The 14,815-nt window shown below is 69.8% G+C and carries 14 protein-coding genes; 10 read left to right on the forward strand and 4 right to left on the reverse strand.

Translation table 11 applies throughout. The features are described 5' to 3' along the window. Positions 1-117: 117 nt before the first annotated feature. Both ACE3Q3_RS18685 and ACE3Q3_RS18690 read right to left on the reverse strand, forming a co-directional pair. Entirely contained in the window at positions 118-1,086 is a 969-nt protein-coding gene (locus tag ACE3Q3_RS18685; protein ID WP_374448670.1) for a TAXI family TRAP transporter solute-binding subunit, read from the reverse strand. A 118-nt stretch (positions 1,087-1,204) separates the two neighbouring features. Beyond that, complete coding sequence (locus ACE3Q3_RS18690) at positions 1,205-1,984, reverse strand: aspartate/glutamate racemase family protein (RefSeq protein ID WP_374448672.1); 780 nt, start codon at positions 1,982-1,984, stop codon at positions 1,205-1,207. A 143-nt stretch (positions 1,985-2,127) separates the two neighbouring features. On the opposite strand from ACE3Q3_RS18690, the gene ACE3Q3_RS18695 reads away from it, so the two are divergent. Together ACE3Q3_RS18695 and ACE3Q3_RS18700 are read left to right on the forward strand one after the other, a co-directional pair. Next, on the forward strand, positions 2,128-3,402 hold the full coding sequence (locus ACE3Q3_RS18695) for an aconitase X (protein ID WP_374448674.1): 1,275 nt from the start codon (positions 2,128-2,130) through the stop codon (positions 3,400-3,402). Beyond that, the gene (locus tag ACE3Q3_RS18700; protein ID WP_374448676.1) at positions 3,399-3,809 is read left to right on the forward strand and encodes an aconitase X swivel domain-containing protein; all 411 of its coding nucleotides are present in this window, start codon (positions 3,399-3,401) and stop codon (positions 3,807-3,809) included. Before ACE3Q3_RS18695 ends, ACE3Q3_RS18700 begins: the two co-directional genes overlap by 4 nt. A gap of 299 nt (positions 3,810-4,108) precedes the next feature. Here the strand turns inward: ACE3Q3_RS18700 and ACE3Q3_RS18705 are convergent, their stop codons facing one another. Both ACE3Q3_RS18705 and ACE3Q3_RS18710 read right to left on the reverse strand, forming a co-directional pair. Next, on the reverse strand, positions 4,109-5,236 hold the full coding sequence (locus ACE3Q3_RS18705; RefSeq protein ID WP_374448678.1) for an ABC transporter ATP-binding protein: 1,128 nt from the start codon (positions 5,234-5,236) through the stop codon (positions 4,109-4,111). 24 nt (positions 5,237-5,260) lie between these two features. After that, positions 5,261-6,286, reverse strand: a complete 1,026-nt coding sequence (locus tag ACE3Q3_RS18710; RefSeq protein ID WP_374448681.1) for an ABC transporter substrate-binding protein — start codon at positions 6,284-6,286, stop codon at positions 5,261-5,263. A gap of 225 nt (positions 6,287-6,511) precedes the next feature. Between ACE3Q3_RS18710 and ACE3Q3_RS18715 the strand changes: the two genes are divergently transcribed. From ACE3Q3_RS18715 to ACE3Q3_RS18750, 8 genes are all read left to right on the forward strand, one after another. Further along, positions 6,512-7,732 carry a CaiB/BaiF CoA transferase family protein gene (locus tag ACE3Q3_RS18715; RefSeq protein ID WP_374448682.1) on the forward strand — a complete coding sequence of 407 codons (1,221 nt, stop codon included), beginning with the start codon at positions 6,512-6,514 and terminating at the stop codon, positions 7,730-7,732. Between the two features lie 13 nt (positions 7,733-7,745). Further along, positions 7,746-8,702: a hypothetical protein gene (locus ACE3Q3_RS18720; RefSeq protein WP_374448684.1), complete on the forward strand. Its 957-nt coding sequence runs from the start codon at positions 7,746-7,748 to the stop codon at positions 8,700-8,702. Between the two features lie 95 nt (positions 8,703-8,797). Continuing rightward, complete coding sequence (locus ACE3Q3_RS18725) at positions 8,798-10,561, forward strand: ABC transporter permease (protein WP_374448685.1); 1,764 nt, start codon at positions 8,798-8,800, stop codon at positions 10,559-10,561. A 110-nt stretch (positions 10,562-10,671) separates the two neighbouring features. Then, positions 10,672-11,634, forward strand: coding sequence for a tripartite tricarboxylate transporter substrate binding protein (locus tag ACE3Q3_RS18730; protein ID WP_374448686.1), 963 nt, complete (start codon positions 10,672-10,674; stop codon positions 11,632-11,634). A gap of 25 nt (positions 11,635-11,659) precedes the next feature. After that, positions 11,660-12,112 (forward strand): tripartite tricarboxylate transporter TctB family protein, encoded by a 453-nt coding sequence (locus tag ACE3Q3_RS18735; RefSeq protein ID WP_374448688.1) that lies wholly within the window; start codon positions 11,660-11,662, stop codon positions 12,110-12,112. Positions 12,113-12,130: 18 nt separating this feature from the next. Next, positions 12,131-13,636 (forward strand): tripartite tricarboxylate transporter permease, encoded by a 1,506-nt coding sequence (locus ACE3Q3_RS18740; protein ID WP_374448689.1) that lies wholly within the window; start codon positions 12,131-12,133, stop codon positions 13,634-13,636. A gap of 186 nt (positions 13,637-13,822) precedes the next feature. Next, positions 13,823-14,239 (forward strand): RNA polymerase-binding protein DksA, encoded by a 417-nt coding sequence (gene dksA, locus ACE3Q3_RS18745; protein ID WP_374448691.1) that lies wholly within the window; start codon positions 13,823-13,825, stop codon positions 14,237-14,239. A gap of 149 nt (positions 14,240-14,388) precedes the next feature. Next, positions 14,389-14,815, forward strand: a 427-nt coding sequence (locus tag ACE3Q3_RS18750; RefSeq protein ID WP_374448690.1) for an ATPase domain-containing protein, incomplete at its 3' end; no start/stop codon positions are given.

Consider the following 14,815-nt stretch of genomic DNA (forward strand, 5'->3'; position numbering starts at 1 on the left):
ATGCCGATGGCGATGGCGGTCGGTCCCGTCAGACGGCGCATCGCAGTCCTCCTGTCGCTGCCGGAAATGCCGCGACCCCGCCCGGGATGGGGCGGGGTCGCGCGGGAAACGGTCGCGCTAGGAGCTGAAGCCCTTTTCCTTGTAGTACTTCATGGCGCCGGGATGGACCGGGACCGGCTGGACCTTCACCGCCGTCTCGCACTTGAAGACGTTCATGCTGGCATGGATCTTCGGCAGTTCGGCCGTGCCCTCGCAGAGCGTCTTGGTCACCTTGTAGGCGACGTCCTCGGAGAGGTCGCTCGACGCCATCAGGGTCGTCGCCATCAGGATCGCCTGGACGTCGGCGGTCTGGAAGGCCGGGTAGGTGGTCTTGGGGAAGGTCGCCGGCGAATAGCCGTACTTCTTCATCAGGGTCTCGGAGAGCGGCTTCGGCCACTGCATCAGTTCGCCCTTGCGGCCCGTGCCCATGTCGATCACGGCTGCACCCGGGATGCCCAGCACCAGGAACACATAGTCGACCTGGCCGTCCTTGTAGGCGGAGGCCAGCTCGTTGTAGTCGCCCTGGACGATCTTCCAGCCGTTGGCGCGCTGCTTGTCGTAGCTGAGGCCGTACTCTTCCATGACGAAGCGGTAGGTCATCTCGTCCGACGAGCCGGCCTTGGTGACGCCGATCTTGACGTTCTTCTGCTTGAACACGTCCTCGAAGCCGTAGGGCGCATTGGCCGCCTTGAGGAAGTGGACGTAGTTGTCGGAGAAGCTCTGGCCGATCATCACGACCTTGTCGTGCTTGCGGCCGTTGTAGATGCCGGTGCCGTCGCGGGCCGCCTTGGCGAAGATGTCGAGGCCCATGCCGAGCTGGCTCTGGCCCTGCTGGATCTTGGACGGGTTGGCGGTGCCGCCGCCGGGGACGACCTTGACGGTGAGCCCCGGATTCTTGTCCTGCATCATCTTCGCCATGCCGGACGACATCGTGTACCAGCCGCCGCCGAGCTGGCCGGCGACGAACTCGATGGTCTGGGCCGAGGCGTGGCCGGTGAAGGTGAGGGCGGCGCCCATCCCGGCCGCCAGCAGCGATTTGCGCATCATCGTCCGTCTCCCGTCGTTGTCTCCGGCGCGGCGAGCCCGCGACCGGCCCGAGCCTGTTGGTCGGCTGATCGGCATTGCAAGCCCTGGGCCGCCGCCTGTCAATCGGCGCCGGCTGCGCTCACGCGTCGCTGCCGCGCTCGCGCCAGGGGCGGGGGGCGCTTGCCGGATGGCCGAAGTCGCGCGGCGACAGTCCGGCATGGAACCAGCTGATGAAGCTGTAGATGTCGAAGACCGGCAGTCCGACATGGGTGCGGAGCGCCGCGGCATAGGGCGCCATGTTGGTGCATTCCAGGACGATGGCGCCGATCGCCGGGTCGCTCGCCGCCAGCCTGGCGCCGAATTCGAGGATGTCGGCCTCTGCCGCCGCCACGTCCATCGACGGCTCGTTCTCGATGATGGCGCGGCTGAACTCGCGGCCGGCGTCGGTGCCCATCACCGGAGTCGCGGGATCGACGCCGGCGGCCTCGAGGTGGGCCCGGGTCATCGAGGCGGCGCTGATCGTCAGGATGCCGACCTTCCGGCCCGGCGGCAGGGTCGCCTGCACCATCGGCACCTGCATCAGGCTCGAGGTCGCGACCGGCACCCCGACATGGGCCGCGATCTCGCGCTGGTAGAGCGACAGGAACCCGCAGTTGGTGGTGATCCCGTCGGCGCCGAGGCGGACCAGTTCGGCCGCGGCCTCGAGGAAGTCGGGCAGCAGGCCCTCGGCCTTGCGCCGCACCACCCGGTCGGGCGAGGCGCCGGACACCACCTTGTAGAGCACCGGGAAGGGCCAGGTGCGGGCATTGCCCATGTCCCCCGGGATGCGCGGGAACTGCGCCTCCAGCATGAGGATGCCGAGGCGGGCGCCGAAGACCGCCTTGCCGCCATGGGCGATGCGCGAGCCGTTGGGTTCCATGGAATGATCGTCCGATCGGGTTGCCAAGACGGCCGCCAATCTAGGAGGGTGGCGGGACGGCGACAACGGACGGGCCGCGGCGAGGGCGTCTGGGCTGCGACGCCCGGCCCGGTCTATCCTGCGGCGACTGGGGAGGTGACGGGATGCGGCTGACGGCGGCGGAACAGCGGATGCTCGACGGCGGCGAGGGGCCGGCGAAGCAGAAGGCGATGTCGGGGCTGGTGCAGCTCGGCCGCGCCTTCGGGGCCGAGCGCATGGTCGAGATCGGCTATGCCCACATCCATGCCGGCATGGCCCTCTACCTGCACGATGTCGAGCTGATGGAGGATCTGGCCGACCTCGGCGCGACCATGGCGGTGCCCTCGTCGGTCAACATCGCCAACGCCGACACCGTCAACTGGCAGGCGACCGGCGCGCCGGAGAGCCTCGCCCGCCTTCAGCAGCGGGCCGCCGACGCCCAGCACCGCCTGGGGGCGGCCTGCACCTTCACCTGCACGCCCTACTGGGCCGGCCACTGGCCGACCTGGAACACCCACATGACCTCGATCGAATCGACGGTCACGATCTTCTGCAATTCCGTGCTGGGCGCGCGCAGCAACCGCGACGGGTTCTTCGCCGTCTATGCCGGCATCACCGGCCGCTATCCCCTCTTCGGCTACCATCTCGACGAGAACCGGCGCGGCACGCACCTGGTGCGGGTCGACACGCCGCTCCGCTCGGTCACCGACTTCTCGGCGCTGGGCTTCCACGTCGGCCGCATCGTCGGCGAGGGCGTCCCGGTGTTCGAGGGCTTCGAGCGGCGGCCGAGCCTCGACGAGCTCGACGCGCTGGGGGCGGCACTGGCGACCTCGGGCGGCGTCGCGCTCTTCGTCGTTCCCGGCGTGACGCCGCCCTATGCGACCGCGGCGCAGGCCTTCGGCGGCCGGGTGCCGGACGCGGCGGTCGACGCCCGACGGGCCGATCTCGACGCCGTTTACGACTATTTCTGCACCCGCGGCGACGGTGCCTTCGACATCGTCCATGTCGGCTGCCCGCACGCCTCCTTCGAGGAGATGAAGGAGTATGGCCGGCTGCTCGACGGCAAGCGGATCGCCGCGGGGATGGAACTCTGGGTGACGACCAGCCGCCCCGTCCGGCGGATGGCGGAGGAGGCGGGCATCGTGCGCGTGCTGGAGGCGGCCGGGGCCAAGGTGATCTCCGACACCTGTCCGATCTCGTGCCATTTCGCGCGCACCGTCTCGCCCGATCCCGCGCTCGGCGTGGTGCCGCCGCCCTTGCGGGCGATCGTCGTCGATTCCGCCAAGCAGGCGAAGTATGTCCGCGACATGATCCGCTGCGACACGCTGCTGACCGGCACGGCCGAGGCGATCGAGACGGCACTGACCGGACGCTTCGTCCGGCACGGGAGGGCGGCATGACCGGCAGCATCCGCGGGCGCGGCATCGTCGAGGGGCAGGCCGCCGGGCCGGTCCTGATCGCCACCGAGGCGATCTCGTTCCTCGGCGACGTCGACATCAACACCGGCACCGTCGTCGGCGACCTGCCCAGCGTCCACGGCCGCTCGGTCAAGGGCACGGTGCTGGTCTTTCCCTACAGCCGCGGCTCGGCCGGGGCGTGGCGGTTCCTCTACCAGCTCTTCAAGCACGGCAATCACCCGGTCGCCATCGTCAGCCGCGACGCGCCCGATCCGAGCGTCGTCCAGGGTGCGATTCTGGCCGGCATCCCCATCGTCTCGGACGTGCCGCAGGAGTTCTGGGGCAACATGCGCGACGGCGAGACCATCGCCGTCGACGGCACCACGGGCGAGGTTCGCGCGGTCGAGTAGATCCGGGCGCGCGCCGGCAATGCCGGTGGAGGATCCCCGGGCCTATCCGACCGGAAGGCCGCCGGACGGGGACGGCTTCGGTCGAAGGAGCTGCAGCAGGGCGCGGACGCGCGCCGGCCGATAGCGGTCTCGCGGGTAGAGCGCGAAGACCGACGGCCCGTGCAGCCGTACCCGGACGGACGACCGCGCAAGAGCCCCCGTCCGGACCGGAGGCCACCCTCCGGCCCCTCCGAACGTCGCGCGCGACCCGCGCCAGTCCAACCGGTTGCTGGGTCCGGGCGGCCGCCCGGGCGGGCCCGTCAGTGCCCGCCGCGACCCTCGGCGTCGATGCCGGTGCGCTCGGCCGCGCGGCCGGTGAACACCCGGCAGGCGGCGGCCGGCACCTGGATGGCGACGGCGGCGCCGGGCGCGAAGCGCGGCACCGTGCCCATCTCCACCGCCTCCAGCGTCACGCCCAGGGCTTCGACCTGATAGACGGTCTGGGTGCCGTGGAAGGTCTCCGCCACCACCGTTCCGTGCAGCCCCGCGCCCTCGTTGCCGGGCGCGCTCAGCAGCAGGTTCTCCGGCCGGATGGCGACGACCGCAGCCTCGCCGGTCCGGGCGCCGGCCGGAATCTCGGCCGGTAGCACGCCGCCACCCGGCAGCACGATCGACCGGCCGCCTTCGCCCACCCGTCCTTCCAGCATGTTGGAGGCGCCGGTGAAGTTGGCGACGAAGAGGTCGGCCGGCCGGTTGTAGAGGGTGACCGGGTCGCTCATCTGCAGGAGGTGGCCGTCGCGCATGACGCCGATGCGGTCGCCCAGCACCACCGCCTCCGCCTGGTCGTGGGTGACGTAGAGCGCCGTCACCCCCGTCTCCTTGATGATGCGGCGCAGGTCGTCGCGCAGTCGCAGGCGGAGCTTGGCGTCGAGGTTGGAGAGCGGCTCGTCCAGCAGCAGCAGTTGCGGCTGGTAGACGAGGGCGCGGGCCAGCGCCACCCGCTGCATCTGGCCGCCCGACAGGGCGGTGACCGAGCGGCCGGCATAATCCTCGAGCCCGACCAGTTCGAGGGCCTGGGCGACCTTGGTGCGGATGTCGGCGCGCGACACCTTCCGGTGGCGCAGCGGGTAGGCGACGTTCTCCTGCACCGTCATGTGCGGCCAGACGGCGTAGGACTGGAAGACCATGCCGATCTCGCGGTGCTGGGCGGGGACGAGTTGCCCCGTCGCCGCCCGCGCCACGACGCGCCCGCCGATCGAGATGACCCCACCGGTCGGCCGCTCCAGGCCGGCGACCATCCGGAGCGTCGTCGTCTTGCCGCACCCCGAAGGGCCCAGCAGGACGACGATCTCGCCGGCGGGAACATGGAAGGAGACCCGATCGACCGCCGGTCGGAGGCCGGGTGCGAAGCTCTTCTCGAGCTCCTCGACGGTGAGATCCGCCGACATGGCGCGACTGCTCCCTTCAGCCGGTCACTGGCGGTACTTGTAGACGACGTTCCAGTCGGCGATCCACTTGTCGCGGAGCTGCTCGTACTCGGTCTTGTTCGGAATCCACAGCTTGATGTCCTTGGGGGCGCCGGGCGGAACGTTGGCGCCCTTGAGGAGCGAGACGAAGCCGAGCTTGCCGACCATCGCGTTCTGCCCCTCGAGCGAGAGGAACCAGTTGAGGAAGAGCTTGGCGGCGTTGGGGTTGGCGGCGGTCTTGGTGATGCCGGCCGCGCCCGGCGTCGTCGGCAGGCCCTCGGTCGGGTAGACGACCTCGATCGGCGCGCCGTCCTGCTTCAGCGGCAGGGTGGCGTTGACCAGCAGCATCGCCACCTGCACCTCGCCGCTGACCACGGCGGTGGCGAGCGGGCCGTTGCTCTCGTAGAGCCGCGGCTCCACGGCGGCGACCGCCTTCCAGTAGTCCTCGCCCAGCACCTGGCGCTGGAACATGGCCTTGGTCCAGGTGGTGCCGCCCGACCCGGCGATGACCAGACCCATCTTCCCCTTGTAGGCGGGGTTGGTCATGTCCTTCCAGGACTTGGGCGGGTTGTTCAGCAGGGCGACGTTGTAGGCCAGCGCATAGACATGGACGGTGCGCGGCCACAGCTTGGGCGAGATCATCGTCTCCTTCTGCCACTGGTCCGCGTTGGGCGGCGCGTAGTCGGCGAAGACGTTCTCGATGCGCTTGGCGAGGCCGAGGTCGGTCAAGTCGATGACGTCGGCGCCGAGCTTGCCCGCCGCCGCCTCGGTCTCGATGCGGGTGAAGAGCCGGGCGCCGGGGGCGCGGACGATGTCGACCTTCACGCCCGGGAACTTCTTGTTGAACTCCTTCATCACGATCTGCTCGCTGTCGAGCAGGAGCGCCGTGTAGAGGACGAGCTTGCCCTCCTTGTTCGCGGCGTCGACCAGCGCCTTGGGGCAGCAGTCCTGCGCCGATGCGGCGCCCGCGCCGAAGGCCAGCACCGCCAGGGCGGGAAGGGCGGCACGCACGATTTTCGTCAGACTGGACATGGGATCCGCGTCTCCTCCGGGTTCGTTGTCGGCGTCACTCTCGAGGGTGCGCCTGGGCGATGTCGGCCTCGGACCGTCCGCCTCGTGGTTGGACGTGGGGACGGGGCCAGGTTCCGTCGACTCGCCTCGGCCAGATTTGTGCCAGGGCGCAGCGGGTGCATTGACCCCCCAAGACGAGGCTACGTATTGTCTGACGAACAGACAAGCAGGAAACGGGAAGAAACGATGACCGCCGCCACGACGCCTGCGTCCGCCCCGCCGCTCCCGCTCGCCGGCATCCGGGTCGTCGACCTCTCCTGCTTCCTGGCCGCGCCGATCGCCTCGATGTTCATGGCCGATTTCGGCGCCGACGTCGTCAAGGTCGAGCGGCCGGACAGCGGCGACGAGATGCGCTACTGGGGCAACGACAAGGACGGGGTCGGGCTCTATTACAAGGTCATCAACCGCAACAAGCGCTCGGTCACCGTCGACATGCGCACGCCGTTCGGCGTCGAGGCGGTGAAACGGCTGGTGAAGGACGCCGACATCGTCTGCGAGAATTTCCGGCCGGGGACGCTGGAGCGCTGGGGCATCGGCTGGGAGGTGCTGTCGGCGATCAATCCGAAGCTGGTCATGCTGCGGATCACCGGCTTCGGCCAGACCGGCCCCAACCGCCAGCGCCCCGGGTTCGGTACGCTGGCCGAAGCCTATTCGGGTTTCGCCTACACCAACGGCTTCCCCGACCGGCCGCCGATCCTGCCCTCCTTCGGTCTCGCCGATTCGACGGCGGGGCTGATGGGCGCCTATCTCTGCATGGTGGCCCTGCAGGGGCGCGCCAACAACGGCGGACGCGGGCAGTACATCGACCTCGCCCTCTACGAGCCGCTGTTCACCCTGATGGGGCCGCACGCGGTCAATTTCGACCAGCTCGGCATCGTCCAGGAGCGCACCGGCAGCCTGCACAACTTCACCGCGCCGCGGAACTGCTACCGCACCCGCGACGGCCGCTATGTCGCCATCGCCGGCGCCGCGCAGTCGACCTTCGAGCGCATGTGCGAGGCGCTGGAAATCGCGGACGTGCCGAAGGATCCGCGTTTCCTCAACAACCGGCTGCGCCTCACCAACGTCCATGCCCTGGACCAGGTGATGGCCGAGGCGATCGCGAGGCTGGACTACGACGAACTGCTCCGCCGCTTCCTCGCCGCCGACGCGACGGTCGCGCCGGTCAACGACATCCGCCAGATCTACGAGGACCCGCACTATCGGGCGCGCGAGAACATCGTCACCGTCGACGACCCGGAACTCGGCGGTCCGGTCCGCTTCCAGAACGTCGTCGGCAAGCTGTCGGCGACCCCGGGGCGCGTCGCCCATGCCGGGCCGAAGCTGGGCATCCACAATCGCGAGGTGCTGGTCGGCGAACTCGGCTTCACCGAGGACGAGGTCCGCGCCGCCGGGCTGACGCTGTGACCGGAGGCCGGCGATGCTGACCCTTCCCGACCGCATGACCGTCGTCGACGTCGCCGCGCGCGACGGGCTGCAGAGCTTCCACCGCTGGGTCGACACCGACGTCAAGGTGGCGATGGTCGACCGGTTGTCGGAGGCGGGATTCCCGGTGATCGAGGTCACCAACTTCGCGCACCCGCGGGTCATCCCGCACCTCCGGGACGCCGAGGCGGTGATGGAACGGATCCGGCGGCGGCCGGGCACCGTCTATCGCGGCCAGGCGCCCAACCCGCGCGGCGCGCAGCGCGCGGTGGCGGCCCGGGTCGACGAGGTCCTGGGCCTCATCACCGCGAGCGAGGCCTACAACCGCAAGAACCAGAACATGACGATCGCCCAGGGCGTCGACGCGGCGATCGAGACCTTCCGCATCGCCGACGCGGCCGGCATCCCGTTCCTGCTGGCGATCGGGATGTCGTTCTGGTGCGCCTATGACGGGCTGATCCCGGAGGATCGGGTGATCGACCTCGTCGATCGCTTCCGGGCGGCCGGCATCCGCCGCTTCTATCTCGCGGGCTCGCTCGGGATGGAGGATCCCGCCCATGTCGGCCGGCTGTTCCGCCGCATCCTCGACCGCCACGCCGACGTCGAGCTCGGATTCCACGTCCACAACCTCGCCGGCACCGGCACCGCCAACATCCTGGCGGCGATCGACGCCGGGGCCTTGTTCGTCGAGGGCAGCATCTGCGGCATCGGCGGCGGCATCATGACGCCGACCTCGATGGCGTCCGTCGGCAACCTGCCGACCGAGGACATCGTCCACATGCTGAATTCGATGGGCATCGACACCGGCGTCTCGACCGAGGCGGCGGTCGCGGCGGCGGGCGACATCGCCCAGATGCTCGGCATCGAACCGCAGAGTCACGTCGTCCATGCCGGCACGCGCGAGCGGATCATGCGCTCCGCCGCCCTGCACGGGCGCGATCACCCGATGTAGATCCGGACAGGGCAGCTCCGGACAGGGCAGCTCCGGATGGGGGCGCCGGCAACGACCGGCCGGCCGACAACGAGAGGCACGAGGGGAGGGACCGGATGGCGACGACGACGGCCGAGGCGGCGGGGGCGCAGGCGCGGCCCGCCCGGGGGTTTTCCGGCCGCTGGCCGGGGCGGATCTGGACCGGAGCGCTGCTGGTGGTGCTGCTCTTCCTCGTCGCCTATCCGGTGGCGATGCTGCTGCTGGGCGCGCTCACCCGGACCAACCCGATCGTCGACGGCTTCGGCCGCTTCGACCTGTCGGTCGGCAACTTCACCGCCGTGCTCGGGAATTCGAGCGTCCAGACGGCGATGGTCAACACCCTCGTCATCTGCGCCGCCGGGACGGCGGTGGCGCTGGTCATCGGCGTCGGCTTCGCCTGGATCGTCGCCCGCACCAACACCCCCTGCAAGCGGCTGATCGAAAGCGCCGGCATCATGCCGCTCTTCGTGCCGCCGCTGGTGGGGGCGGTCGCGTGGTCGATCCTGGGCTCGCCGACGACCGGGCTCTTCAACACCCTCTTCAAGCAGCTGGGGCTCGATTTCCGCATCAACCTCTACAGCATGGCCGGGGTGATCGCGGTCTTCGGCATGTATTACGCCCCCTACGTCTACATGTTCGTGGTCTCGACCCTGAAGAACATGGACCCGTCGCTGGAGGAGGCGGCGGAGGTCTCGGGCTCGGGGCCGCTGCGCACCATGCTGACCATCACCTTTCCCCTGGTGGCGCCGGCGATCCTGTCCAGCATGCTGCTCACCTTCATCGTCATGCTCGGCATCTACGGCATTCCGGCGGTGCTGGGCACGCCGGCCAAGATCAGCGTGCTGACCACCTACATCTTCGCGCTCACCTCCTGGTCGCCGCCGCTCTTCAACACCGCCGCCGCGGTCGCCATCCTGCTGATCGTCGTCACCGCGGTCTGCGTCTGGCTGCAGCAGCGCGTGCTGTCGAGACGCAGCTTCGTCACCGTCACCGGCAAGTCCTTCAAGCCGCGCGAGCTCAATCTCGGGCGCTGGCGCTGGTTCACGCTCGGGCTGGCGGTCGTCTATCTCTTCGTCGTCGTCGTGCTGCCGTGCGCGGCGCTCCTCATCGCCTCGTTCCGCCGCTTCATGTTCGTGCCGAACCTCGCCAGCCTGTTCGAGACGAAGCACTATTCGCTGCTGCATTTCGAGCGGCTGCTCGGCACCGAGATCGTCTGGCGCTCGATCTGGAACACGATCGAGGTCGGGCTCATCACCGCCTTCGTCGGCGGCGCGCTCGCCTTCGCCATCGGCTACACCGTGACCCGCACCCTGCTGCCCGGACGGCGCCTGCTCGACATGCTGGCGACGGCGCCGGTCGCCATCCCGGGCCTCGTCGTCGGCGTCGCCTATCTCTGGGCGTGGATCGGCCTGCCGGGCGGGCTCTGGGGCACGACCTGGATCCTGGCGCTGGCGCTCGTCGCCCGCTTCCTGCCCGACACGCTGAAGGTGCTGTCGAGTTCGCTGATGCAGATCCACAAGGAGCTGGAGGAGGCGTCGCGGATCTGCGGCCGCGGCACGCTCCAGACGATCGTGCGCATCGTCCTGCCGATCGCCCGGCCGGGCGTCGTCGCCGGCATGACGCTGCTCTTCATCCTGGCGATCCGCGAACTCGGCTCGTCGCTCTTCCTCTTCACCAACGACACGATCGTCATGGCGGTGCTGCTCCTCGATCTCTACGAGGGCGGCAATGCCGGGGCCACGGCCGCCTTCAGCGTCCTGCAGTCGGTGATCCTGCTGATCGTGCTCGGCCTGTCGAGCCTGTTGTCGCGGACGGTGTCGGGGGTGGTCGCGCGGTCGTGAGACGGCGGGGCGCGGCGGCGCCCGAACGCCGCGCCCCCAACTTCCGGTCGCTTCGCCCGGCGCGAATCCGTAGTATCCGCGCCCAAGAATAGAACACCCGGGAGGAGCACATGTTCGACCGCAGGACGATTCTGTCCGCCGCCTTCGGCGTCCTCGCCCTGTCCGGCGCCGCCGTCGCCGACACCTATCCCGCGAAGCCGGTCACCTTCATCGTGCCCTGGCCGGCCGGCGGCTCCAGCGACCTCACCATGCGGGCGCTGGCCGAGGCGGCCTCCAAGCATCTCGGCCAGCCGATCGTGGTCGAGAACCGGGCGGGCGCCAGCGGCACCGCGGGCCCGGCGGTGATGGCGGCCTCCGCCAAGCCGGACGGCTACACCGTGGCGCAGATGCCGATCACGGTCTTCCGGCTGCCCCACATGGTGAAGACCGCCTTCGATCCGGCCAAGGACTTCACCTACATCCTCAACGTCACCGGCTACACGTTCGGCGTCGTCGTCAAGGCCGACGCCAAGTGGAAGACCTTCGGCGAACTGATCGCCGACGCCAAGGCGAACCCCGGCAAGATCAGCTACGGCACCCCCGGCGCCGGCACCTCGCTGCACATCACCATGGAGCAGATCGCGTCCATGGCCGGGGTCAAGTTCACCCACGTTCCCTTCAAGGGCGGCGCCGAGACCAACGCGGCGGTGCTCGGCGGGCACGTCTCGGCGGTCGCCGACTCGACCGGCTGGGGCAGCCTCGTCGACGCCAAGGAACTCCGCCTCCTGGTGATCTGGGGCAAGGAGCGCTCCAAGCGCTGGCCCGACGTGCCGACGCTGAAGGAGGCCGGGTTCGACCTCGTCTCCAACTCGCCCTTCGGCATCGCCGGCCCGAAGGGAATGGACCCCAAGGTCGTCGCCCGGCTGCACGACGCCTTCAAGAAGGGCATGGAGGAGCCGGCCTATGCGGAGGCGATGAAGAAGTTCGACATGGAACCCTCCTACATGTCGACCGCCGACTACGACCGCTTCGCGCGCGAGACGATCGCCGAGCAGGCCAAGCTGGTCGAGATGCTGGGGCTGGCGAAGAAGTAGGCGGGGCCGGGAAGGGGCGGCGACCGTGAAGGCGGACCTGCCGAGCGGCCTGGTGTGGCTGGCCCTCGGCGGCTTCGTCGCCGTCGAGGGCCACGAACTCCGGCTCGGCACCCCCAACGACCCGGGCTCGGGATTCCTGCTGTTCTGGGCCGGCCTGCTGATGGCCGGCCTGGCGCTCGTCCAGCTCGGGCGCTGTCCGGCGGGCGAGGGCGGGGGACGGCTGGCCGGCCTGTGGCCGGGGCCGCGCTGGTGGCGGCCGGTCGCCGCCGTGCTGGCGCTCGCCGCCTATGCGGCGGCCCTGCTGCCGGTGGGTTTCCTCATCTCGACCTTCGCCTTCCTGCTGGTGCTGATGCTGGCGGTCGACCGGACGCCGCCGGCGACCGCTTTCGCGGTCGCGCTGCTGGCGACCGCCGCCTGCATCCTCGTCTTCGACCGCTGGCTCGGCGTCGGCCTGCCGCGCGGCATCCTCCATCTCTGAGCCGGGCCGAAGCCGCCGATGGATCTGCTGCACAGCCTCTCGCTCGGCTTCCAGGTGGCGCTGGCGCCGGTCAACCTCCTCTACTGCTTCGCCGGGGTCTTCGTCGGCACGCTGATCGGGGTGCTGCCGGGCATCGGCCCGGTGGCGGCGATGTCGCTGCTGCTGCCGGCGACCTTCGCCATCCCGCCCGAGTCGGCGATCATCCTGATGGCGGGCGTCTATTACGGCTCGATGTACGGCGGCTCGACGACGGCGATCCTCGTCAACATCCCGGGCGAGGCCGCCTCCGTCGTCACCTGCCTCGACGGCTATCAGATGGCGCGGCAGGGGCGCGCCGGGGCGGCCCTCGGCATGGCGGCGATCGGCTCGTTCATCGCCGGCACGCTGGCGGTCGTCGGCCTGATGCTGGTGGCGCCGACGCTGGCCCGCTTCGCCATCCGCTTCGGGCCGGCCGAGTATTTCAGCCTGATGGTGCTCGGCCTCTCGATCCTGGCCTACCTGTCGCACGGCTCGCTGGTGAAGGCGCTCCTGATGGCGACGCTGGGCGTCGTGCTCGGGCTGGTCGGGCTCGACTCGATCACCGCGGTGCCGCGCCTCACCTTCGACCGCATGGAACTGGTCGACGGGCTGGGCCTGGTGCCGATCGTCATGGGCCTGTTCGGCGTCGCCGAGATCCTCGCCAATCTCGAACAGGAGGTGAAGCGGGAGATCTTCCAGCGCCGCGTCACCGGCCTGCTGCCGACCCGCGACGACTGGCGGCGGAGCGCCGGGCCGCTCGCCCGCGGTTCGGTGCTGGGCTTCGTCCTCGGCATCCTGCCGGGCGGCGGCGCCGTCATCTCCTCGTTCCTCTCCTACGGGCTGGAGAAGCGGCTGTCGCGCACCCCGGAGCGCTTCGGCAAGGGGGCAATCGAGGGCGTCGCCGGGCCGGAGGCGGCCAACAACGCCGCCGCCGGGGGCGGGTTCATCCCGCTGATGACGCTCGGCATCCCGCCCAACGTCGTGCTGGCGCTGCTGATGGGGGCCTTCATCGTCCACGGCCTGCAGCCGGGGCCGCTCCTGATGACCCAGAAGCCCGATCTCTTCTGGGGCATCGTCGTCAGCATGTATATCGGCAACGTCATGCTGCTGGTCCTGAACCTGCCGCTGATCGGCATGTGGATCCAGGTGCTGCGCGTGCCCTACCGCATCCTGTTCCCGCTGATCCTGCTGTTCTGCGTCATCGGCGTCTACACCGCCTCCGGAGCGATCTTCGACGTCTACCTGATGGTCGGGTTCGGCGTGCTCGGCTGGCTCCTGCGCAAGTTCGGCTACGAACCGGCGCCGCTGGTCCTGGCCTTCGTGCTCGGGCCGATGCTGGAGAACAACCTGCGCAAGGCGCTGCTGCTCGCCCAGGGCGATTTCCTGACCTTCGTCGAGCGGCCGATTTCGGCGACCTGCCTCGCCGTGGCGGCACTGCTCTTGCTTTCGCCACTGCTGCCACGCTTGGGCGCACGCCGTAACGCAATCGCGCTTGAGCAATCGTAGAAGTATCGCTAACCACCTACTCGTGAGGACGGGCGGAGGAGCGCGACCGTGAAGGCTGGTTCCAATCGCGAAAATTCCGGGAATATCAAGTTCGTCGGCCTGACCGCGTCGGTGGCGGCGAAGGCGGGCGAGGTCTACAGGAACGGCGGGCTCGACGGCGGCGAGCGCCGGGACGCGGGCGCGGGCGTGCGGCCCGAACTGCCACCCGGCTACGTGCCGACCGAGCGCGAGCCGTTCATGAGCGCGCTGCAGCGGGAGTATTTCCGCCAGAAGCTGCTGCGCTGGCGGGCCGAGCTCCTGCGCGAATCGACGGAGACGCTGCAGCACCTGAAGGAGGACACGCTGTCCCAGCCCGACCTGACCGACCGGGCCTCGCTGGAGACGGACCGCTCGCTCGAACTGCGCACCCGCGACCGCGAGCGCAAGCTGATCGCCAAGATCGACGCGGCGCTCGAGCGGATCGAGGACGGCAGCTACGGCTATTGCGAGGAGACGAGCGAGCCGATCGGCCTGCGCCGGCTCGAGGCCCGGCCGATCGCGACGCTCAGCCTCGAGGCACAGGAGCGGCACGAGCGCATGGAGCGCACGCACCGCGACGACTGATCCCGGCCGCCGGCCGGTCCGACCGTGGTTCTCCGGCCATAGCGCCGGAGAACGAACAACGAACAATCGCCCTCGACGAGGGCGAACAAATCGGGTACGGTGCCCTTCGTTGCATCGCCTCGCCGGGCGTGGAATAAGGGGACCGGACTATGTCGCAAGCCGCGCTGCGTTTGGTGGACAAGGAAACCGTGGACAAGACCAAGGCCCTGGAGGCCGCGCTCGGCCAGATCGAACGGGCCTTCGGCCGCGGCTCGGTGATGAAGCTCGGTGCCCGCACCCCGGCGAGCGAGGCGGACGTGGTGTCGACCGGTTCGCTCGGGCTCGACATCGCGCTCGGCATCGGCGGCCTGCCGCGCGGCCGGGTGGTCGAGATCTACGGGCCGGAAAGCTCGGGCAAGACGACGCTGGCGCTGCATGTCGTGGCCGAGGCGCAGAAGGCCGGCGGCACCTGCGCCTTCGTCGATGCCGAGCACGCGCTCGATCCGACCTATGCCCGCAAGCTCGGCGTCGACGTCGACGAGCTGCTGATCTCCCAGCCCGACGCCGGCGAGCAGGCGCTGGAGATCGCCGACACCC

The sequence above is a fragment of the Allostella sp. genome (assembly GCF_041913585.1).
In the GTDB taxonomy this organism is placed as follows: Bacteria; Pseudomonadota; Alphaproteobacteria; order ATCC43930; family Allostellaceae; genus Allostella.